The sequence below is a fragment of the Streptomyces sp. NPDC101151 genome (assembly GCF_044768335.1).
Lineage (GTDB): Bacteria > Actinomycetota > Actinomycetes > Streptomycetales > Streptomycetaceae > Streptomyces.
The window spans coordinates 16,219-36,041 of sequence record NZ_JBIWPP010000041.1; the positions used below are offsets into that span (position 1 = coordinate 16,219).

Here is a 19,823-nt window from a genome sequence, read left to right on the forward strand (position 1 = left end):
CAGTTTTGTTCCCCGGGGCACGGTCGCGCGTGGCGAGTCCGCATGCGTCTCGCGGGTTGGCTCTAGGCCCTCTTGACGCTCGCACCCGTCGGCGTGATGGTGCATAGACATCCGTAGAACCCGCAGAAGGGTTGGAGCTGCTATGTCGCTACGCTTCATCGCGAAGGACCCCAACACCGACGGTGCGAACTGCCCGACGGTGTGGGTGGACGTGGAACGGCAGGAAATCGTCATGCAGGGATGGAGGGCCGACGAAGGCACCCGGGCGGACTGCCTGACAGCCGGCCCCATCCCCGACAGTGAAGAGGTCGTGCGGCTTCCCATGCGAATGGTGGCCGCCATCAGGGAGGCGTGTGATGTGGCGGAGCGCTCCACCGTTCGGTGAGCTGCTGTCGGGTTGCCGGCATTCGGCTGTGCATCTTGAGATGCGCGACCACTACGACGACCCCGACGAGGCACCACGCGTCCAGGCGTGGAAGTCCGGGTATCGGCCTGACCCTGCCGACCGAGCGACGTGGTGGCGCCCGTGGCTCGACATGGTGGCGGAGACCGTGGCCCGCGGAGTCGTCATCCGCCGTGCCCGGGTCGTCTCTGAGCCCGTCAGCGAGTACACCCGATACCTGTACGACGGGACGTTCACGAACGTCGCTGCGGGGGAGCAGATCGGATGGCTTCCTCGCCGCAAGGCGTCTGACTTGGCCCTGCCCGGCAATGATTTCTGGGTCTTCGACGGCCGCCTCGTCCGCTTCGGCTACTTCTCTGGGGAGGGTACCTACTTGGGCGACGACGTCACCGACGACCCTGCGGTGGTCAAGCTCTGCGCCGACGCTTTCGAGGGCGTATGGGACCGGGCCACGCCACACGAGGACTACAGGATCTGACTAGCAGCCCCAGCCATGCCTAACTCACCCTCCTCCAGCGTCCAGGCAGCGCGCAGGGCCGTCGCCGACCGTCTCAGGGAGATCCGGCGGGACGCCAACCTGACGGGTCGGGACGTGGCGGCGCGGGCCGGGTGGTACACGTCCAAGGTTTCTCGGCTGGAGAACGCCGTCACGCCCCCGTCGGACGCTGACATCACCGCATGGTGTCGGGCCTGTGGTGCTGAGGGGATGGCCGCGGATCTGATCGCGGCCTCCCGCTCGGCTGACTCGATGTACGTGGATTGGCGCCGCCTTCAACGCACGGGTCTTCGACGTCTCCAAGAGTCCTATGTGCCGCTCTTCGAGCGCACGCGAGTCTTCCGCATCTACTGCTCAAACGTGGTGCCGGGTCTGCTTCAGACGGACGGGTACGCGCGGGCTCTGCTTGGATCCATCTCAGCCTTCCGGGAGGCTCCCGACGATGTCTCAGAGGCCGTAGCGGCACGCATGGAGCGTTCGCAGGTGATCCGCACGGGCGACCACCGGTTTGCGCTGCTCGTGGAAGAGGCAGTCCTGCGACACCGTGTGGGCGGTGCGGAGGTGATGGCCGGCCAACTCGGCTATCTGCTATCGATCATGGCTCTTCCGTCCGTGTCTCTCGGCGTCATCCCTTTTTCGGCCGACCGACGGATGTGGATGGTGGAGACCTTCAGCGTCTACGACGAGGCGCAAGCGCAGGTTGAACTACTGACTGCGCAAGTGAACGTGACTGCCCCCTCAGAAGTCGGCCAGTACCTCAAAGCCTTCGGGGAGTTCGCCAAGTTGGCTGTCTACGGAGCGGGCGCGCGGGCCAGGATCACGGCCGCGATTGACGCGCTTGAGTGACGCCCGTGGAACTTTGTAGAACTTCCTGGAACTGCCGTGGCGCACGTTCCTAGTGTCGTCCTTAAGACGACGTGGCGGAGGTGCCGGGATGGCAATGGAAACAGTGCTTCGGGACGTCCCGATTCAGCTCATGGACCCGACGACATACGCGCCTCCCAAGCCGCGACCGGGCTGCAAGGTGTGTGCAGCCATTCAGCCTCAGATCGACCGCGCCACAGACCCGCGCTGCGACGACTACGACCCGTCGAGGGCGTCGGATCTCCGCGTCGAGATGGCGCGGCACCACGCAGGGGAGGCATTGTCATGACCGCCAGCGTGAAGAGCTATGCCTATACAGAGGTCGGGGACGAGCGGCTCGTCGTCGACGACCTCCCCGCCCGACGGTGGGTCGAATGCGCCTCATGCGTGGAGGGCCTGGATATCGAGCACGTCAGCGAGGCGGAGGCGTGGGCCAGGAAGCACCACGCAAAGAATCTGGCCCATGACCGCTTCCGCGTCGTTCGGCAGACAGGCTGGCGCTTCACTCCGCGGCTCGCTGACGGCCTCGCACCCACCCCCTAGACCCGCGTGCTGGGCGCCTGTGTGCCCGGCCCGCGGAGGGCGCGGCGGGGTGGGTGAGGTCGGCAAAATCTCCTCTCCCCGCCAGCGTCCGAAGCTCCTCGCCCCCTGTTGGCTAGCGCCTTCCTGGGGTGAGGACCGCCCGACGGCAACCCGCACCCGCCGCGGGTATGAGGGCGGGGCCCCCTCCACTTCCCCCGAGGTGGAGGGGGCTTTGTTGTGCCCACGCTGACTACAGTTAGGCTGTCTTGCCGATGAGCAAGAACCTGTACCCGAACTGGCGCCAGGACCACCGGGCCGCGGAGATCCCGAAGGCGTCCTTCTTCCACGGCAACGATCTGGTCGTCCTGCAGGAGGCGTTCGACAACTCCTCGTCGAACGCGCTGAAGAGCGCCGCCGCGGCCGAATACCCGTACCAGACACCGGTGGTGGGCCGCAGCCGGGACGGCTGGGACGCGACCGGCGGGGCGTACTCGGCCACCACGCCCGAGGACGGCGGGGTCACCGTGCTGAGCAAGTGGCCGATCGTGCACAAGGAGCAGTACGTGTACAAGGACGCGTGCGGGGCGGACTGGTGGTCCAACAAGGGCTTCGCGTACGTCGTCCTGAACGTGAACGGCGCCCGCGTGCACGTGGTCGGCACGCACGCGCAGTCCACGGATCCGGGGTGCGGCGCGGGTGAGGCGGCGGCGATGCGCAGCCGGCAGTTCAAGGCCATCGACGCGTTCCTGGACGCCAAGAACATCGCCGCCGACGAGGAGGTGCTGGTCGCGGGCGACCTCAACGTCGACTCGCGCAGCGGCGAGTACGCGTCGCTGCTCAGCGACGCCGGCCTGGTGGGCGCCGACGCGCGCACCGGGCACCCGTACTCCTTCGACACGCAGGAGAACTCCATAGCCCACGACCGCTACCCGGACGATCCGCGCGAGGACCTCGACTACGTCCTCGGCCGCGCCGGTCACGCCCGCCCGGAGAACTGGCGCAACGAGGTCGTCAAGGAGCAGTCGGAGCCCTGGACGGTGACGAGCTGGGGCACCTCGTACACGTACACGAACCTCTCGGACCACTACCCCTTGCGCGCGTACACCGGATGAGAGCCCTTCGGACTGTCGTCGCCGGCGGGCTCGTGGCCCCCGCGCAGCGCTGAGGCGAGGGCCGAGACCAGGGCCATGGCGGCGGCGACACCGAAGACGATGGTCAGGCCGTGGTGGAAGGGGCCGGACACCAGCTGGGGAAAGAAGGTGTGGCCGGTCAGGGTGGCGCGCTGGGCCGCCGTCAGGTGGTCCAGCGTGTCGCCGGAACCGAGGAGGTGACCGATGGGGTTGTTGCCCAGGAAGGTGGCGAACAGGGTGCTGACGGGTGGCAGGGAGGCCACCTCGTGGGCGGTGCCCGCGGGCACACCGTTCGCCTGGAGTCCGCTGCCGAGGGTCGACGGCAGGGACGAGGCCAGCCCGGAGACCATCAGCGAGAAGAAGACGCCGATGGACAGGGCCGTGCCCGAGTTCTGGAAGGTGGAACGCATCCCGGAGGCCGCGCCTCGGTAGCGGGCCGGGACGCTGCCCATCACGGACGAGGTGTTGGGTGCGGAGAACATGCCCTGGCCGAAACCGTTGAGGAACAGCAGCGCGGAGAACATGCCGTACTCGAAGTTCACGGGGAGCGCCAGCAGGCCGAGGAAGGAGCCCGCGACCACGATCAGGCCGGCTGTGGAGAACAGACGGGCGCCGAACCGGTCCGAGAGGTAGCCGGAGACGGGCCCGGCGATCAGGAAGCCGAGGGTGAGCGGCAGCATGAAGATGCCGGCCCACAGCGGGGTGTCCTCGAAGTCGTAGCCGTGCAGCGGCAGCCAGATGCCCTGCAGCCAGATGATGAGCATGAACTGCAGGCCGCCGCGGGCGATCGCGGTCAGCAGGGCGGCCAGGTTGCCCGCGGCGAAGGCCCGCACCCGGAACAGGGACAGCCGGAACATGGGCTCGGCGACCCGCGTCTCGACCACGCAGAACACCAGCAGGAGGAGGACTCCGCCGATCAGGCCCGCGAGCACCCAGGGGTTCGTCCATCCCGTGGGGTGGCCGCCGTAGGGCTGGATGCCGTAGGTGATGCCGGCGAGCAGGATTCCGGCGCCGGTGGCGAAAGTGATGTTGCCGAGCCAGTCGATGCGGCCGCGTCCGCCGGCCGCGGTCTCGCGCAGGCTGAGATACGACCAGACGGTGCCGGTCACGCTGACCGGAACACTCACCCAGAACACCGCCCGCCAGTCGACCGCGGCGAGCAGGCCGCCGGCGAGAAGGCCGAGGAACTGCCCGGCGAGCGCGGTGATCTGGTTGATGCCGAGGGCCATCCCGCGCTGCCGGGCCGGGAAGGCGTCGGTGAGTATGGCGGCCGAATTGGCGGTGAGCATGGAGCCGCCGAAGGCCTGCACGATCCGCCACAGGATCAGCCACAGGGCGCCCGCGCCGGCCCGGAACGGGTCGAGGGACAGTGCGACGGAGGCGCAGGCGAAGACCAGGAAGCCGAGGTTGTAGATGCGGACGCGGCCGAACATGTCGCCGAGCCGGCCGAGGACGACGACCAGCACGGCCGAGACCAGCAGATAGCCGAGGATCATCCACAGCAGATAGCCGATGTTGCCCGCGGCGAGCGGGTCGAGGCCGATGCCGCGGAAGATCGCCGGCAGGGAGATGATCACGATGGAGGCGTCCATCGTGGCGATCAGGACGCCGAGCGTGGTGTTGGACAGGGCGACCCACTTGTAGCCGGGGCCCGGGGGCGTGTCCCGGTTGCGGGCCGCGCGGGCGAGCAGACGGCTGCGCAGGCCTCCGGCGGGCCCGCCCGGGACGCTGCCCGGTCCCTGCCCGCTCACAGCTGTTCCGCCAGCCGGTCGAGGAGGGGCAGCGCGGCACGGACTGTCGCACGCTCCTGCGGGGTGAACTCGTCCAGGGCGCGAGCCAGCCGGCCCACGGACTCGGAGCGGCGCTCCTCCAGGATCGTCCGGCCCGCGTCCGTGATCGACACGATGGCCCGTCGGCCGTCGGCGGCGTCGGGGCTGCGGCTGACCAGACCGCGCTGTTCGAGTCCGGCGAGCGTGCCGGCCATCGCCTGGGGGCGGACGCGCTCCAGCTCGGCGAGCGCGCCGGGTGACTCCGGTCCGGCGCCGGCCAGCCGGGCCAGTACCGACACGCCGGAGAGGGTCACGTCCCCCACCGCGTGTGCCTGGCGCAGCCGGCGGACTGTCCGGCCCATGGCGAGCCGCAGCGCGACGGCGAGCGCCGCGGTGTCCTCGGTCCCGTTCTCCATACCCATGGTTACTAACAATAGGTTTATCAGTCTGGACTGTTCAACCCCGCGTTTGGACCGCCGCACAACGGCAAGTCGGATGGGGACCACACACCGAGAGACGTGGGGATGTGAAACCCGATGGCTCGCAACCAGAAGGCGAAGGCCAAGGCGGAGCAGGCCAAGGGGAAGATCAAGGAGACCACGGGCCGCGCCGTGGGCAATGAGAGTCTGGAGGCCGAGGGCCGCATGGAGGGCGCGCGCGGCGACGCCCGGCAGGCCAAGGAGAAGACGAAGGACGTCTTCAAGCACTGAATTCGGAGAACGTGACGAGGCAGGCCCGGGACATCCTCGCGATCGGATTCCCGGGCCTGCAGCGCCTCCTGAACCCTTCCGGCGGCCCCGTGTCGGGCCGTTTCGGACGCGCGGAGCCGGGGCACCCGTGCCAGGCTCGAAGCAGAGCACCGAGCGTGGGGGCCCGGCACCGGGCGGAAGGCGGGCACGCAGTGGGCTACGGCATGACCCGGGACGACGACACCAACGCGGGCAGGGACGCCGTACGCGGCCACCAGCTCTACGGCCCCCAGCCGGACGTGGCCGGCGCCGCGGGCTATCCCGACGCCCCGCCGCGGATGGGCTTCTTCACCGACACCTCCATCTGCATCGGCTGCAAGGCGTGCGAGGTGGCCTGCAAGGAGTGGAACGCCATTCCGGAGGACGGCCTGGAGCTGACCGGCATGTCCTACGACAACACGCAGGCGCTCGGCGCCGACACCTGGCGGCACGTGGCCTTCATCGAGCAGCACAAGCCGCCGGGCGGGCAGGAGCCCGGCGGCAGGCACGAGAACCTCGAGGACACCGATGTCTTCGCCGCCGCCTCCCGGCTCGGCACCGACGCGGCCTCACCCGGCCGCGGAGCCACCGCTTCGCCACCGGACGCCGCCCCCGCGGGCGCCCCGGCCGGGGAGATCTCCCCGGTGGCGCCCGACGGCCGCACCGAGCTGCGCTGGCTGATGGCCTCGGACGTGTGCAAACACTGCACACACGCGGCCTGCCTCGACGTGTGCCCCACGGGCGCGCTGTTCCGCACGGAGTTCGGCACGGTCGTCGTCCAGCAGGACGTCTGCAACGGCTGCGGCTACTGTGTGCCCGCCTGCCCGTACGGCGTCATCGACCAGCGCAGGTCCGACGGACGGGCGTGGAAGTGCACCCTGTGCTACGACCGGCTGGGTGTCGGCATGGAGCCGGCCTGCGCCAAGTCCTGCCCGACCGACTCGATCCAGTTCGGCCCGCTGGAAGAGCTGCGGGAGCGGGCGGCGGCCCGGGTGGGACAGCTGCACGCGGCCGGGGTGACCGACGCCCGGCTGTACGGCGAGAGCCCGGACGACGGGGTCGGCGGGGACGGGGCGTTCTTCCTGCTGCTGGACGAGCCGGAGGTGTACGGCCTGCCGCCGGACCCGGTGGTCACCACCCGGGACCTGCCCGGCATGTGGCGGCACGCGGCACTGGCCGCCGCCACGCTCGGCGCCGTCGCCGTGGCGAGCTTCGTGAGGAGGCCGCGATGAGCGGACCGGACGCCACCGGCGACGGCGTACAGGGGGCGGGCCGGGAGGCGCTGACCGGGAGTGGTGCCGGGCGCCGTCGGCGCGGCCGGGGCCGCCGCGGCCATGGCGAGCAACCGATGGTCCCGGACGCCGAGTTCTCGTCGTACTACGGCAAACCGGTCCTCAACAGGCCGACTTGGCGGCCCCTGGACATCGCCGGATACCTGTATCTCGGCGGTCTGGCGGGGGCGTCCTCGCTGCTGGCGGCCGGAGCCGGCCGCACCGGACGGCCGGGCCTTGCCCGCCCGGCGAAGCTGGGCGCGGCCGGGGCCATCTCCCTCTCCCTGGCCGCGCTGGTCCACGACCTGGGCCGCCCGGCCCGCTTCCTGAACATGCTCCGGGTCCTCAAGCCCACCTCGCCGATGAGCGTGGGCTCGTGGCTGCTGGCCGGGTACGCCCCGCTGGTGCTGGCCGCAGCGGCCACCGACGTCGCGGGCCGCTACCGGCTCGTGGGCTCGGCCGCCACCGCGGGCGCCGCATTCCTCGGCCCGGCGGTGGCGACGTACACGGCGGTCCTCCTCTCTGACACGGCGGTGCCCTCCTGGCACGAGGGGTACCGGTACCTTCCGTTCGTCTTCGCGGGATCGGCGGCCACCGCGGCCGCCGGCCTGGCGCTGGCCGCCGCTCCGCCCGGCCAGGCGGGCCCGGCGCGCCGCATGGCCGTACTCGGCACCGCGCTGGAACTGGGCGCCTTCCAGCTGATGAAGCACCGCATGGGCCTGCCCGCCGAACCCTACGAACAGGGCAGGCCGCACACGCTGCTGCGCGCGGCCGAGAGCCTGACGGCGTCCGGCGCCTTCCTCGCCCTCCTGTCCGGGCGCGTGCGCGAGCGGCGCGTGGCCCTGGGGGCCGGTGCCGCCCTGCTCTCCGGCTCGGCGGCCCTGCGGTTCGGCGTGTTCCACGCCGGTGTGGCCTCCGCCGAGGATCCGAAGTACACGGTCGTACCGCAGCGGGAACGGCTGGCGGCGCGCGGACCCTGACGCATCCGGGCGCGGGATGCCGTGAGCGGACGGCTGCGGGAAGATCGAGGAGCCGAGCGGAAGGAGCGAGGCGTGGGCGTACGCACCTGGATCGACTCCTGGCCGGTCTACCGCCAGCTCACCGGGACGGACCCGCTGGGACGGGGAGCCGCCGCCAAGAGCGGGCGCACCGCGCGGCTAGAACCCCGGGTCGCCACCGCCGACCGGGTGGTGAAGTCCGTCTGTCCGTACTGCGCGGTGGGCTGCGGACAGAACGTGTACGTCCAGGAGGGCAGGGTCACCCAGATCGAGGGCGACCCCGACTCACCCGTCTCGCGCGGCCGCCTGTGTCCCAAGGGCGCGGCGAGCCTCCAGCTGACCACCGGGGACGCCCGCGAGCACCAGGTCCTGTACCGGCGGCCGTACGGCACCGAGTGGGAGCACCTGGACCTGGACAGCGCGATGGACATGATCGCCGACCGGGTGATCCGGGCGCGCCGGGCCGGCTGGGAGTGGGAGGTCGACGAGACCCGCACCCGGCGCACGCTCGGTATCGCGAGCCTGGGCGGGGCCACGCTCGACAACGAAGAGAACTACCTGATCAAGAAGCTGTTCACCGCGCTGGGAGCGATCCAGATCGAGAACCAGGCGCGTGTTTGACACTCCTCCACCGTTCCCGGTCTGGGAACCTCGTTCGGACGCGGCGGCGCGACCACCTTCCAGCAGGACCTGCAGAACGCCGACTGCATCGTCATCCAGGGCTCGAACATGGCCGAATGCCATCCGGTCGGGTTCCAGTGGGTGATGGAGGCGAAGGCGCGTGGCGCGAAGGTCATTCACGTCGACCCTCGCTTCACCCGCACCAGTGCCCTCGCGGACCTGCACGTACCGCTGCGCGCGGGCTCCGACATCGCGTTCCTCGGCGGGATCGTCAACCACGTGCTCCAGCAGGAGAAGTACTTCCGCGACTACGTGGTGGCGTACAGCAACGCGCCCGTCATCCTGCGGGAGGACTTCCGCGACACCGAGGACCTGGACGGCGTCTTCTCCGGCCTGGACGCCGGCGCCCGCATGTACGACGACAGCAGCTGGCAGTACGAGGGAACCGAGATGCGCTCGCTCTCGGGCGAGCGGGACCAGGAGTACCCGGCGCACTCCGACGGGGGCAGGTCGGTGGCCGAGGCCGCCCGCGGCGAGGCCCACGGGGCGGGCGGCGCCGACATCGGTGAGGGCGAGCCCGAGCGGGACGAGACACTCAGCAACCCGCGCTGCGTCTTCCAGGTGCTGAAGCGGCACTACGCCCGCTACACGCCCGAGGTGGTCGAGCAGATCTGCGGAGTGCCGCAGGACCTGTTCCGGCAGGTGTGCGAGCTGGTGACGGAGAACTCCGGACGCGACCGGACGACGGCGTTCGCCTACGCGGTCGGCTGGACGCAGCACACGGTGGGCGTGCAGTACATCCGAGCGGCCTCCGTGCTGCAGACGCTGCTCGGCAACATCGGCCGCCCCGGCGGCGGCATCCTGGCGCTGCGTGGACACGCCTCCATCCAGGGGTCGACGGACATCCCCACACTGTTCAACCTGCTGCCCGGCTACATCCCGATGCCGCACGCCCACCAGAACCAGGACCTCGACGCCTTCGTGCGGGCCGAGGCGGCCGGCAAGGGCTACTGGGCCAACATGCGCGCGTATCTGGTGAGCCTGCTCAAGGCCTACTGGGGCGATGCGGCGACCGACGCGAACGACTTCTGCTTCGACTACCTGCCGCGGCTGACCGGCTCCCACTCCACCTACGAGACGACCATGGCCCAGCTGGAAGGCACCTGCAAGGGCTACTTCCTCTTCGGGCAGAACCCCGCGGTCGGCAACGCCAACTCCAAGCTCATGCGCCTCGGCATGGCCAATCTGGACTGGCTGGTCGTACGCGACTTCTCGCTCATCGAGTCGACGACCTGGTGGAAGGACGGCCCCGAGACGGAGACCGGGGAGCTGCGCACCGAGGACAACCGCACCGAGGTGTTCTTCCTGCCGGCCGCCGCGCACACCGAGAAGGACGGCAGCTTCACCAACACCCAGCGGCTGCTGCAGTGGCACCACCAGGCGGTCGAGCCGCCCGGCGAGGCGCGCAGCGACCTGTGGTTCACCTACCATCTCGGGCGGATCATCAGGGAGAAGCTGGCCGGGTCCACCGACGAGTCGGACCGTCCGCTGCTCGACCTGGTCTGGGACTACCCGACGAAGGGCGCACTGGCCGAGCCGGACGCGGAGGCCGTGCTCGCCGAGATCAACGGCCATGACGCCGACGGCAACCCGCTCTCCTCCTACGACCAGCTGAGAGCCGACGGCTCCACGGCCTGCGGCTGCTGGATCTACTGCGGTGTCCACGCCGACGGCGTCAACCAGGCCGCCCGCCGCAAACCCGGCCAGGAGCAGGACTGGGTGGCGGCCGAGTGGGCATGGGCCTGGCCGGCCAACCGCCGCATCCTCTACAACCGGGCCTCGGCCGACCCGGAGGGCAGGCCGTGGAGCGAGCGGAAGGCGCTGGTGTGGTGGGACCCGGACAAGGGCGAGTGGTGCGGGCACGACGTCCCCGACTTCAAGAAGGACAAGGCGCCCGATCACCGGCCGCCCGAGGGCGCGACCGGTCCGGCGGCGCTGTCCGGCCGGGATCCGTTCATCATGCAGGCCGACGGGAAGGCCTGGCTGTATGTGCCGTCCGGGCTCACGGACGGGCCGCTGCCGGTGCACTACGAGCCGCAGGACTCCCCGTTCCCGAACCTGCTGTACGAGCAGCAGCGCAACCCGGTGCGACAGGTGCTGCCCGCGCACCCCGACAACCGCTACCAGCCGAGCGGCGACGAGCCCGGCTCGGAGGTGTTCCCGTACGTCGCCACCACCTACCGGCTCACCGAGCACCACACCGCGGGCGGAATGTCCCGCTGGCAGCCGTACCTCGCTGAACTGCAGCCGGAGTTCTTCTGCGAGGTGTCACCGGAGCTGGCCGCCGAGCGGGGCCTTGAGCACACGGGCTGGGCGACGATCGTCAGCGCCCGCGCGGTGATCGAGGCACGCGTGCTGGTCACCGACCGGATGGCACCACTGAGGGTGCACGGGCGGACCCTGCACCAGGTCGGCCTGCCCTACCACTGGGGCCCGAACGGCTACACCACCGGTGACGCGGCCAACGAGCTGGTGCACCTGTCCCTGGACCCGAACACCCACATCCAGGAGACGAAGGCGTTCGCCGTCGACATCCGCCCGGGGCGCCGGCCCCGGGGCCCGGCGTCGGTGGAGCTGGTGCGGGCGTACCGGGCCAGGGCCGGCATCGACGAGCACACCGGTACCGAACCCTGACCCGGCCTATTCGAGCACGATCGAATGGGCCCCGCGCGCCACCAGCTCCCCCACCACCGGCGCCCCGGGCACCTCCCCGGCCACGAGGAGCCCGCCGGACGTCTGGGCGTCGGCCAGCAGCAGCCGTGTGTCCGCGTCCGTGTCCCGGAAGTCGGTGAACGGCGTGACCCACTCCAGATTGCGCCGGGTGCCACCGCTGACGTAGCCGTCCCGTACGGCCTCCCGGGCGCCGTCCAGGTAGGGCACGGCGGCGGTGTCGATCACGGCGGTCACGTCCGAGGCCCGGGCGAGCTTGTGCAGATGGCCCAGGAGGCCGAAGCCGGTGACATCGGTGGCACAGGTGGCCCCGGCGGCCATTGCCGCGGCGGAGGCGTCCCGGTTGAGAGCGGTCATCGTGGCGACGGCCTGCTCGAACCGCTCGCCCGTGGCCTTGTGACGGTTGTTCAGTACCCCCAGGCCGAGCGGTTTGGTCAGCGACAGCGGCATTCCGGGCCGGCCCGCGTCGTTGCGCAGCAGCCGTGCGGGGTCGGCGAGGCCGGTGACGGCCATGCCGTACTTCGGTTCCGGGTCGTCGACGCTGTGGCCGCCGCCGACGTGGCAGCCCGCCTCCGTGGCGACGTCGAGACCGCCGCGCAGCACCTCGCGGGCCAGCTCGAGGGGGAGCAGGTCGCGGGGCCAGGCGAGGAGGTTGACCGCGAGGACGGGCCGGCCGCCCATCGCGTACACGTCCGACAGGGCGTTGGCCGCGGCGATGCGCCCCCAGTCGTACGGGTCGTCGACGACCGGGGTGAAGAAGTCCGCGGTGCACACCATGGCCGTGCCCCCGTGGGAGGCGAGCCCGACGACGGCCGCGTCGTCACCGGTGTCCGGCCCGATCAGGAGCGGAGTGTCGCCGCCGGGCAGCACTGCGCCCAGGCCGCCGACCATCTCCTCCAGCTCACCGGGCGGGATCTTGCAGGCGCAGCCGCCGCCACGGGCGAACTGCGTGAGGCGGACGGCGGCTTGGCGGGTCGGGGTCATACCTGTCTCCTCGGGTACTAGCCTGGCGGCCGGTGGAGGCGTGTGGGTGCCTGGTGGCCCTCCCGGTCTTCAAAACCGAGGTGCCCGAGGATCTCGGGCAGGCGGGTTCGATTCCCGTCCGCCTCCGCTCCCCGGATCGGGCCCGCAGCGTCGGCGCTGATCGTCGACGCGTTCCGTGTACCCATGGGCGTCCAGGTGCTCGAGCAGGGGCACGGCCACCCGGCGCGTGGTGTCCAGCGCCCGCCGTGCCTCGCTCGGCGTGAACGGCTGTGGCAGCCGGCGCAGTGCGGCAACCGCCTCCGTGTCCGCGCCGGGCAGCAGCACGATACCGTCGGCGATGCGCAGCAGTTCACCCGCCGACACCGCGGCGGCCAACGCTTTGCGGGTGAGCCCCAGTTCCGCCAGCCGGTAGGCCTCGGGCGCCCGGAACGGCGTACGGGCCAGGTCCCGGCGCACGGCGTCCACCGCCGCCTGGACCGGTGGGGGCAGGGTGTGCCGCAGCGTGTCGACGGCGTACAACCGGCCCTGGCGACTGCGGAGTTGGGGCATGTCCCGGGCGAGAGCGTCCACCAGCGTGCGCTCCGGCAGGCCGAGCAGGCGGCGGGCCGCCTCGGCCGGCAGGCCGGGCTCCAGCGGGTGCGCACGGGCGTGCCGGTCGACCTCGGCCGACAGGCGGCCCCGCAGGGCCGTCCAGTACCTCTCGTCGGCCAGCCACTCTCCGGTCACGGGCTCGGCCGGGGGCGGTGCGCCCATGGCCAGCAGGTCGGCCCTCCGGATCAGCCTGCGGCGGCGCAGTTCGGCGGCGCCGTCGGGGCGGCCGGTCAGGCCGGCCAGCTCGGCGGCGCGGGCCCGGCCGGCGCCACGCCGGGCCAGCCGGGGCGGGCGCACGTCAAGGACGGTGACACCGCAGGGCGCGCGGCTGCCGCCCGGCTCCCGCAGCACGGCGCGGTCGCCGATCCGCAGGGGCAGCGCCCGGTTCAGGGTGAGCCGGGCGGTGTCCTCGCCCAGCGGGCGGACGGTCACCGGGACGGCGGCCGTGCCGAAATGCAGGGTGACCGAGCGAGGCAGGTCGGCGACCGGCTCTCCGCCGATCCGGACGTCGAGCACGTCGGTGAGCAGCCAGCGGTCCGGCGTCAGCAGCACCTGCCCGCGCCGCAGTGAGCCGTCCGCCGGCCCGTGCACATTGACGGCCACCCGGGCCACACCACTGACCTCCGTCCGCTCCTCGTGCACACTCTGCAGCCCGCGCACCCGCAGGACGCGCCCGTCCCCCGTGACCAGCCGGTCGCCGACGCGCAGGGTGCCCGCGCCGAGCGTGCCCGTCACCACGGTGCCGTGGCCGCGCACGGTGAACGCCCGGTCCAGCCACAGGCGTACGTCGGCATCGACGGCGGGGGCGGGCAACCCATTGCCCAGCCGGGCCAGTTCACCACGCAGCTGGGCCAGTCCAGCGCCGGTGACCGCGCTCACCGCGACGGACGGCACCTTGCCCAGCGAGGTGGCGGTCAGACGCTCGACGGCGTCCGCGCGCACGGGCTCCGGGTCCGCGAGGTCGCTGCGGGTCACGGCCAGGACGGCGTGCCGGACGTCGAGCGCGTCGAGGATCGTCAGATGTTCCTGGGACTGGGCCTGCCAGCCCTGGTCGGCGGCGACCACGAACAGCACGGCGGGCACGGGCCCGACACCGGCCAGCATGGTGGCGACGAACCGCTCGTGCCCCGGTACGTCCACGAAAGCGAGGTGTTCGCCGTCCGGGCCGAGCCTCGTCCACACGAAGCCGAGGTCGAGGGTCAGGCCCCGGCGGCGCTCCTCCTCGTAGCGGTCGGGCTCCATGCCCGTGAGCGCCCGCACCAGCGCGGACTTGCCGTGGTCGACATGGCCGGCGGTGGCGAGGACCTGCATGTTCGGCCTACCTCCCGGCGGCCGGGCGGGCCGCCCGTACGGCCTCGGCCAGCCGCTCGTCGTCCTCCGGCGGGACCGCCCGCAGGTCGAGCAGGCAGCGCCCCGCCTCCAGCCGACCGACCACGGGGATCCGGCCGGTGCGCAGTGCGGTGGCGTAGGACTCCGGCAGGGACAGTGCGGCGCTGGGCAGGGTGACGCCGGGTGCGCCTCCGCCGCCGACCGTGGCGGCGCTCTCGACCGCGCGTACGTCGATGCCCTCGGCGTCCAGGGCGGTGGCGAGGCGCGCGGCCCGGCGTCCGAGCCGGGCCGGGTCGGTGGTGAGGGCGGTGTCGGTCGGCGTGGGCGGTCCGGTGAGCGTGGCCTCCAGGGCGGCCAGGGTGAGTTTGTCGACGCGCAGGGCGCGGGCCAGCGGATGCCGGGCCAGGGTGCGGATCAGGTCCGCCCGGCCCAGCATGAGCCCGCACTGGGGGCCGCCGAGCAGCTTGTCGCCGCTCGCGGTGACGAGCGCGGCACCGGCACGCAGTGGGGTGTCGGCGTCCGGTTCTCCGGGCAGCGCCGGATCTGGCGCGAGCAGTCCGGAGCCGATGTCGACGACGACCGGGACGCCCAGCCCGGCCAGTTCGCCGACCTCGGCGGCACGGGTGAAACCGGTGATGCGGAAGTTGGACGGGTGCACCTTCAGCACGAAGCCCGTCTGACCGCCGATCGCTTCGGCGTAGTCGGCGGTGGTGGTCCGGTTGGTCGTGCCGACCTCGCGGAGCCGGGCGCCCGTGGAGACGAGCAGGTCGGGCAGGCGGAAGCCGTCCCCGATCTCCACCATCTCCCCGCGGCTGATGACGATCTCCTTGCCGGCCGCGAGCGCGGTGGCGGCCAGGACGAGCGCGGCGGCCCCGTTGTTGACGATGTGCACGCCACCCGCCGCCGGCACACGGGCGCGCAGTGCGGCCAGGGCGGTGCGGCCGCGACGGGCCCGTACGCCGGTGGCCAGGTCGAGCTCGACGTCCGTGGGTCCGGCGGCCGCCGCCACGGCCTGCCGGGCCGCCGCCGACAGTGGCGCCCGGCCGAGGTTGGTGTGCAGCAGCACTCCGGTGGCGTTGATCACCGGCCGGAGCCCGCCGGCCGTGCCGGGCAGCAGCGCGACGGCGGTGTCCGCGACCCGCTCGGGGGGAACGGTCCCGGCGCGTGCCTGCTCCTGCGCCTGCCGGATCGCGGACTTCACGACACTCTGCCCGAGCCGGTCCACGGCGGCGGCCAGCTTCGGATGGCGCAGGAGCGCGTCGGTGCGCGGGACACGGCGACGTGCGTCGGCACCGCCGTCCGGGCGCCGTACAGCACCGCCGGAGCCGGATTCGGTCGGCCCGATCGCCGGTGGGCCGCTGCCGTGCGCGTACCCCACGGGACCGCCGGAGCCGGACTCGGTCGGCCCCATCGCCGGTGCGCCGCTGCCGTCCGGGTACTTCATGGGCCGGCCGGAATCGGACTCGGTCGGCCGGCTCGCCGCTGCGCCGCCGCCGTCCGGTCGCCCAGCCGGACCGCCGGACCCGGGATCGGTCAGCCCGAACGCCGCTGCGCCGCTGCCGTCCGGGTGCTGTACGGGACCGGCGGAACCGGACTCAGCCGGCCGGGCCCCCACTGAGCCGCCGGCGTGCAGGTGCCGTGCGGAATCGCCGAAGCCGGAATCAGTCGGCCGGTTCCCCGGTGCACCACCGCCGAAGCCGGAATCAGCCAGCCGGCCCTCCGGTGCGCCACTGCCGTCCGAGCGCCCTGCGGGACCGCCGCAACCGGACTCGATCCGCCCGAACGCCGCTGTGCCGCTGCCGTCCGGGCACCCCGCCGGACCGTCGGAACCGGGGCCGGCCGTCTCCGCCTCCCGGCCCTTCTCACCCGGTGCCACCCGCTGTTCCATGCCGTCGCAGTCCCTCCGGCCCGACCCAGTACCCGCTGGGGCATCGCTCATCGTCCCCCAGTGCCCCTGCCCGCCCGTTCGACACGCCGTGACCCGCCTCGGCCCGTCCTTCCTCCGCCCCCTCCTTGCGTCGGCAGGGTCTCGTCACGGGGCTGCGCCCGGCCGTGGCCGGTCTTCGGGGTCCGAGGCCGGGCGGGGAGGCGGCGGCTCGCCCGCGGTGAGGTGTTCCAGGACCTCCACCAGTTCCTGGCAGGCCTGCTCGACGGAGCTCCGGGTGTGGCGCTGCTCGGTGATCACAGCGGACAGCAGCAGCGCGGTCAGGGCCATGGTGCCGTTGAAGGCCTGGAGTTTCGCCATCACCTCGATCCGGGTCAGCTGCGCGAAGGCCCCGACGCCGTCCGTCGCGGCGATGGTGGCCAGCACGGACGTGAACAGCGCGCAGAACATGCTGCCCACCAGCTCGAAGCGCAGCGCGGCACAGATGATGAGCGGATAGACGAGGAAGAGCAGGCTGAGCGAGCTGTAGACGGCCAGCGGCACCAGGGAGCAGGCCGCGACGGTCAGCGCGGCGGCTTCCTTCCAGCGCGCCAGGGACGGGGGCCAGCGGGCCCGGTGCAGGATCAGCAGCAACGGGGTGACGATGAGGACGCCCATCGCGTCGCCCACCCACCAGGCCAGCCACACGGCCCAGAAGCTGTGCGCGGGCAGTTTGTCCATGGCCAGGAGGAGGCACACGCCGATGCTGGCGCTGATCACCATGGCGGTCAGCGCGGCGAGGAACACGAGGGCCAGGCAGTCGCGTAACCGGCTCAGGTCGGTGCGGAAGCGGGCCCGGCGCAGCAGCAGAACCGCGCACAGGGGTGCGGCGGTCTGGCCGAAGACAATGCCGAGCGCGTCGATGTGGGGCGGGCTGATGGACAGGACGGCGAGGAAGGCGCCCAGGCTGATGCCGGGCCAGCAGCCCAGCCCGAAGATCAGCAGGGCGGCGACGGCGACACCGGTGGGCGGCCAGATGGGGGTGACCACGGCGCCCTCGACGACCAGCCGGCGCAGGAGTCCGAGGCGTGCCGCGCCGTAGTAGACCGCGGCGACGGCCAGCACCTGGACGGCGTAGCCGCCCGGCCGGCGCAGATCCTCGAAACCCACCACAGCAGCCATCTCACACCGATGGCCCGCCGTCGGCGAGGCGAGAGGCGTCCTCGTCCGTCTCCCCGGCCGGCCAGGAGACCGCCGCCCCGGCCGGCCGGAAGACCGCGCCTCATCCGCTACGGCTCGATGCCCGGCCCGTCGACGCCGACGACGAGGACGGCGGCGTCGTCCTCGTGCCCCACGCTCTCCGCGCCCTTGATCACGGCAGAGGCCAGCGCGTGGGCCTCCAGCCCCGCGACGGCGGCGATACCCGCGAGCCGCACGACCTGGTCGAGTCCGTCCTCGATGTTCAGGGACGGGCCCTCCACCACGCCATCGGTGAGCAGGACGAACACTCCGCCGGTGGTGAGCCGGTGCCGGGTCACCGGGTACGCCGTCCCCGGCTCGATGCCGAGCGGCGGCCCTCCCTCGTCGTCCACGACGCCGGACTTGCCGTCGCCCGTGGCCCACACGAAGGGGATGTGTCCGGCCCGCGCGCTCTCCAGGACGCCGGTGGCCGGGTCGAGCCGCATGAAGATGCAGGTGGCGAAGAGCTCACTGCCCAGGGAGAGCAGCAGCTCGTTGGTCCGGGCGAGTAGTTCGCCCGGTTCGCTGGTGACCGAGGCGAGGGCGCGCAGTCCGGCGCGGACCTGGCCCATGAAGGCGGCGGCCTCGATGTTGTGGCCCTGTACGTCGCCGATGGACAGCCCGATGCGGCCGTCGGGCAGGACGAAGGCGTCGTACCAGTCACCGCCCACGTTGAGGCCGTAGGTGGCGGGTGCGTAGCGCACCGCCAGGTGCAGGCCCGGGACGCACGGCAGGTCCCGGGGCAGCATGCCGCGCTGCAGCTCGATGGCCAGCTCCACCTGGGTGCGCTGCAGCTCCGCGCGCTCGCGTGCCTGGGCGGTGAGCGAACCGAGTCTGGCCAGCAGCTCGTCACCGTCGTCCGTGGAGCGCTTGCGAGGCATCGGTCACTTCCGGCTGGGCGGTGGCCCGTCAGGGCAAACGCCTAGATTTTACCTTTATAGGAGGATCCTGCCCCAGGTGAGAGTCTGCGCCGACATGCCTGGCCACGGACCTGGTCACGGACCTGGTCACAGGCCTGGTCAGCCGATCTCCGAATCGATGCCGGTGATCACCGCGGGTCCCAGCGGTGCCGCCTTCTCGTCGAGCCCCGCGCCGCGCAGAGCGGAGTCCGCGAGCCGACGGGCCTCCTGCTCGGCGTGCGGGCCGGTGTCCGCCTCGACGGTCAGGCGGAGGGTGAAGGTGTTGTCCTCGTTGACGTTGAGCACGTCCAGGTCCTCGGTACTGCCCATCCGCGTGGTGTGCGGATCCGCCGGACCGAGCGCACGGCTCAGCCTCGCTCGGGCGTCGGCCTCCACTCCCGTGGTGAAGGTGCCGGGCACGGTGATGACGTAGGTCGTCATGACGATCCTTTCGTCGCGCGTTCCCCGCCTACCCCGATTCACGGCCTTCGCACAGCGCCCCGCGCGGCCGGGCCGCGGGGCAGGAAACCCCCGGCAGGTCCGGGCCCGCTCCCACGGGGAGCGGGCCGAGGTTGCCTGCCCCATGATCAGTAGGGTGCCCAGAACGTGCTGGTTGCCGTGCACGTCCGTGGGCGTGATGCGTGGGCCGGTCGCGCGGGGCGGGTACCTCTCCGACCCGTCCGTCCAGCTCAGATCCATCCGTCCAGCGCCGTCATGAACCCCTCGAAGTCGTCCCGGTAGAGGGTGTGCCCGACCCCCGGGACGGTGCGCACCTCGAAACCCCGCTTCTTCAACTCTCCCTCCAGGTCGGGGGACACGAGGTCACTGGAGTCGGCCAGCACCACCAGCGAGGGCACCACCGGGTGCGCCGGGGTGCGGCTGACCGCGTAGGTGTCGGGGAGCACCTGGACGGTTGCCGGGTCCCAGGCCGCGAGCGTGGCCAACTCCACGTCCACGTCGGCCTCTTCCCACCGCGGGTTGAAGGCCTTGATCATCGCGCGGGGCGCGCGCTTGAAGTACGCGAAGGCGGACGCGGCCGCCGTGACGTTCTCATCCAGGTCCCAGGCCGGGTCGCAGTAGACGGCCCGTTCCGGTGCCAGCCGCTCGACGGCGAGGGCCAGGGCCATCGCGCCGAGCGAGTGGCCGATCGTCAACTCGACGCCCTGGGGCAGGGTTTCCGCCAGATCGTCGGCCCAGATCTCGGCGCCGTACTCCCCGCGCCCGCTCGCACCGTGTCCGCGCAGGTCCACGCCGATGACCCGGTATCCCTTGTCCGCCAGGGCCGGGGCGACCCGGCGCCAGGTCCGGTGGTCGGACATGATCCCGTGCACCAGGACGGCAACCCGGTCTCCGGTCCCCCACTCGCGGGTGTGCAGCTTCATCGA

Annotated in this window: 16 protein-coding genes, 1 tRNA gene and 2 pseudogenes; 10 read left to right on the plus strand and 9 right to left on the minus strand. The window is 72.0% G+C overall.

The genetic code is table 11. From position 1 onward, the window contains the following. Window positions 1-142 precede the first annotated feature (142 nt). The 5 genes and pseudogenes from ACIRU3_RS40315 to sph all read left to right on the plus strand — a co-directional run. Window positions 143-385, plus strand: coding sequence for a hypothetical protein (locus ACIRU3_RS40315; RefSeq protein WP_404067783.1), 243 nt, complete (start codon window positions 143-145; stop codon window positions 383-385). Further along, window positions 357-881: a DUF6879 family protein gene (locus ACIRU3_RS40320; protein WP_404067786.1), complete on the plus strand. Its 525-nt coding sequence runs from the start codon at window positions 357-359 to the stop codon at window positions 879-881. The genes ACIRU3_RS40315 and ACIRU3_RS40320 overlap by 29 nt, the downstream gene beginning before the upstream one ends. Window positions 882-896: 15 nt before the next feature. Beyond that, on the plus strand, window positions 897-1,745 hold the full coding sequence (locus tag ACIRU3_RS40325; RefSeq protein WP_404067789.1) for a helix-turn-helix domain-containing protein: 849 nt from the start codon (window positions 897-899) through the stop codon (window positions 1,743-1,745). A 303-nt stretch (window positions 1,746-2,048) separates the two neighbouring features. Beyond that, a complete protein-coding gene (locus tag ACIRU3_RS40330) occupies window positions 2,049-2,306 on the plus strand; it encodes a hypothetical protein (protein ID WP_404067792.1) in 258 nt (85 codons plus the stop codon). Window positions 2,307-2,548: 242 nt separating this feature from the next. After that, a pseudogene (gene sph / locus ACIRU3_RS40335) lies at window positions 2,549-3,397 on the plus strand (sphingomyelin phosphodiesterase); the annotation flags it as partial. On the opposite strand, the gene ACIRU3_RS40340 reads toward sph, so the two are convergent. Together ACIRU3_RS40340 and ACIRU3_RS40345 are read right to left on the minus strand one after the other, a co-directional pair. Beyond that, window positions 3,370-5,007: an MFS transporter gene (locus ACIRU3_RS40340; RefSeq protein WP_404067899.1), complete on the minus strand. Its 1,638-nt coding sequence runs from the start codon at window positions 5,005-5,007 to the stop codon at window positions 3,370-3,372. The pseudogene sph and the gene ACIRU3_RS40340 sit on opposite strands and share 28 nt — an antisense overlap. A 155-nt stretch (window positions 5,008-5,162) precedes the next feature. Beyond that, window positions 5,163-5,606, minus strand: a complete 444-nt coding sequence (locus tag ACIRU3_RS40345; RefSeq protein ID WP_404067795.1) for a MarR family winged helix-turn-helix transcriptional regulator — start codon at window positions 5,604-5,606, stop codon at window positions 5,163-5,165. A gap of 114 nt (window positions 5,607-5,720) precedes the next feature. Here ACIRU3_RS40345 and ACIRU3_RS40350 point away from each other — a divergent pair, with 114 nt between their 5' ends. From ACIRU3_RS40350 to fdh, 4 genes are all read left to right on the plus strand, one after another. Then, a complete protein-coding gene (locus ACIRU3_RS40350; RefSeq protein ID WP_404067799.1) occupies window positions 5,721-5,894 on the plus strand; it encodes a CsbD family protein in 174 nt (57 codons plus the stop codon). A gap of 203 nt (window positions 5,895-6,097) precedes the next feature. After that, complete coding sequence (locus ACIRU3_RS40355) at window positions 6,098-7,144, plus strand: 4Fe-4S dicluster domain-containing protein (RefSeq protein ID WP_404067801.1); 1,047 nt, start codon at window positions 6,098-6,100, stop codon at window positions 7,142-7,144. Further along, window positions 7,141-8,163 carry an NrfD/PsrC family molybdoenzyme membrane anchor subunit gene (gene nrfD, locus ACIRU3_RS40360; RefSeq protein ID WP_404067804.1) on the plus strand — a complete coding sequence of 341 codons (1,023 nt, stop codon included), beginning with the start codon at window positions 7,141-7,143 and terminating at the stop codon, window positions 8,161-8,163. The genes ACIRU3_RS40355 and nrfD overlap by 4 nt, the downstream gene beginning before the upstream one ends. 72 nt (window positions 8,164-8,235) lie before the next feature. Next, window positions 8,236-11,496: a formate dehydrogenase gene (fdh, locus tag ACIRU3_RS40365; RefSeq protein ID WP_404067807.1), complete on the plus strand. Its 3,261-nt coding sequence runs from the start codon at window positions 8,236-8,238 to the stop codon at window positions 11,494-11,496. 6 nt (window positions 11,497-11,502) lie between these two features. On the opposite strand, the gene selD is transcribed toward fdh, so the two are convergent. Further along, complete coding sequence (selD, locus tag ACIRU3_RS40370) at window positions 11,503-12,516, minus strand: selenide, water dikinase SelD (RefSeq protein ID WP_404067810.1); 1,014 nt, start codon at window positions 12,514-12,516, stop codon at window positions 11,503-11,505. Window positions 12,517-12,550: 34 nt separating this feature from the next. Between selD and ACIRU3_RS40375 the strand changes: the two genes are divergently transcribed. Continuing rightward, window positions 12,551-12,643, plus strand: a tRNA-Sec gene (locus tag ACIRU3_RS40375). Window positions 12,644-12,726: 83 nt separating this feature from the next. Here the strand turns inward: ACIRU3_RS40375 and ACIRU3_RS40380 are convergent. The 6 genes and pseudogenes from ACIRU3_RS40380 to ACIRU3_RS40405 all read right to left on the minus strand — a co-directional run. Next, window positions 12,727-14,418, minus strand: a pseudogene (locus ACIRU3_RS40380) (GTP-binding protein); the annotation flags it as partial. Window positions 14,419-14,425: 7 nt separating this feature from the next. Further along, the gene (gene selA / locus ACIRU3_RS40385) at window positions 14,426-15,880 is read right to left on the minus strand and encodes an L-seryl-tRNA(Sec) selenium transferase (RefSeq protein WP_404067813.1); all 1,455 of its coding nucleotides are present in this window, start codon (window positions 15,878-15,880) and stop codon (window positions 14,426-14,428) included. Between the two features lie 588 nt (window positions 15,881-16,468). After that, window positions 16,469-17,482 (minus strand): MASE1 domain-containing protein, encoded by a 1,014-nt coding sequence (locus ACIRU3_RS40390; RefSeq protein ID WP_404067815.1) that lies wholly within the window; start codon window positions 17,480-17,482, stop codon window positions 16,469-16,471. Between the two features lie 107 nt (window positions 17,483-17,589). Continuing rightward, complete coding sequence (locus ACIRU3_RS40395) at window positions 17,590-18,420, minus strand: PP2C family protein-serine/threonine phosphatase (RefSeq protein WP_404067817.1); 831 nt, start codon at window positions 18,418-18,420, stop codon at window positions 17,590-17,592. 138 nt (window positions 18,421-18,558) lie between these two features. Beyond that, window positions 18,559-18,879, minus strand: coding sequence for a hypothetical protein (locus ACIRU3_RS40400; RefSeq protein WP_404067820.1), 321 nt, complete (start codon window positions 18,877-18,879; stop codon window positions 18,559-18,561). Between the two features lie 248 nt (window positions 18,880-19,127). Beyond that, complete coding sequence (locus ACIRU3_RS40405; RefSeq protein ID WP_404067822.1) at window positions 19,128-19,820, minus strand: alpha/beta fold hydrolase; 693 nt, start codon at window positions 19,818-19,820, stop codon at window positions 19,128-19,130. Between the last annotated feature and the right edge of the window lie 3 nt (window positions 19,821-19,823).

What these genes read in the sequence shown, in the direction of transcription:
- selA (WP_404067813.1), bottom strand. Translation starts at nt 15,880, where the DNA reads ATGAAGTACCCGGACGGCAGCGGCGCACCGGCGATGGGGCCGACCGAG.
- ACIRU3_RS40315 (WP_404067783.1), top strand. Translation starts at nt 143, where the DNA reads ATGTCGCTACGCTTCATCGCGAAGGACCCCAACACCGACGGTGCGAAC.
- ACIRU3_RS40340 (WP_404067899.1), bottom strand. Translation starts at nt 5,007, where the DNA reads ATGGACGCCTCCATCGTGATCATCTCCCTGCCGGCGATCTTCCGCGGC.
- ACIRU3_RS40355 (WP_404067801.1), top strand. Translation starts at nt 6,098, where the DNA reads ATGACCCGGGACGACGACACCAACGCGGGCAGGGACGCCGTACGCGGC.
- ACIRU3_RS40400 (WP_404067820.1), bottom strand. Translation starts at nt 18,879, where the DNA reads ATGACGACCTACGTCATCACCGTGCCCGGCACCTTCACCACGGGAGTG.
- ACIRU3_RS40325 (WP_404067789.1), top strand. Translation starts at nt 897, where the DNA reads ATGCCTAACTCACCCTCCTCCAGCGTCCAGGCAGCGCGCAGGGCCGTC.
- ACIRU3_RS40395 (WP_404067817.1), bottom strand. Translation starts at nt 18,420, where the DNA reads ATGCCTCGCAAGCGCTCCACGGACGACGGTGACGAGCTGCTGGCCAGA.
- selD (WP_404067810.1), bottom strand. Translation starts at nt 12,516, where the DNA reads ATGACCCCGACCCGCCAAGCCGCCGTCCGCCTCACGCAGTTCGCCCGT.
- ACIRU3_RS40390 (WP_404067815.1), bottom strand. Translation starts at nt 17,482, where the DNA reads ATGGCTGCTGTGGTGGGTTTCGAGGATCTGCGCCGGCCGGGCGGCTAC.
- ACIRU3_RS40320 (WP_404067786.1), top strand. Translation starts at nt 357, where the DNA reads ATGTGGCGGAGCGCTCCACCGTTCGGTGAGCTGCTGTCGGGTTGCCGG.
- nrfD (WP_404067804.1), top strand. Translation starts at nt 7,141, where the DNA reads ATGAGCGGACCGGACGCCACCGGCGACGGCGTACAGGGGGCGGGCCGG.
- ACIRU3_RS40405 (WP_404067822.1), bottom strand. Translation starts at nt 19,820, where the DNA reads ATGAAGCTGCACACCCGCGAGTGGGGGACCGGAGACCGGGTTGCCGTC.
- ACIRU3_RS40330 (WP_404067792.1), top strand. Translation starts at nt 2,049, where the DNA reads ATGACCGCCAGCGTGAAGAGCTATGCCTATACAGAGGTCGGGGACGAG.
- ACIRU3_RS40350 (WP_404067799.1), top strand. Translation starts at nt 5,721, where the DNA reads ATGGCTCGCAACCAGAAGGCGAAGGCCAAGGCGGAGCAGGCCAAGGGG.
- ACIRU3_RS40345 (WP_404067795.1), bottom strand. Translation starts at nt 5,606, where the DNA reads ATGGGTATGGAGAACGGGACCGAGGACACCGCGGCGCTCGCCGTCGCG.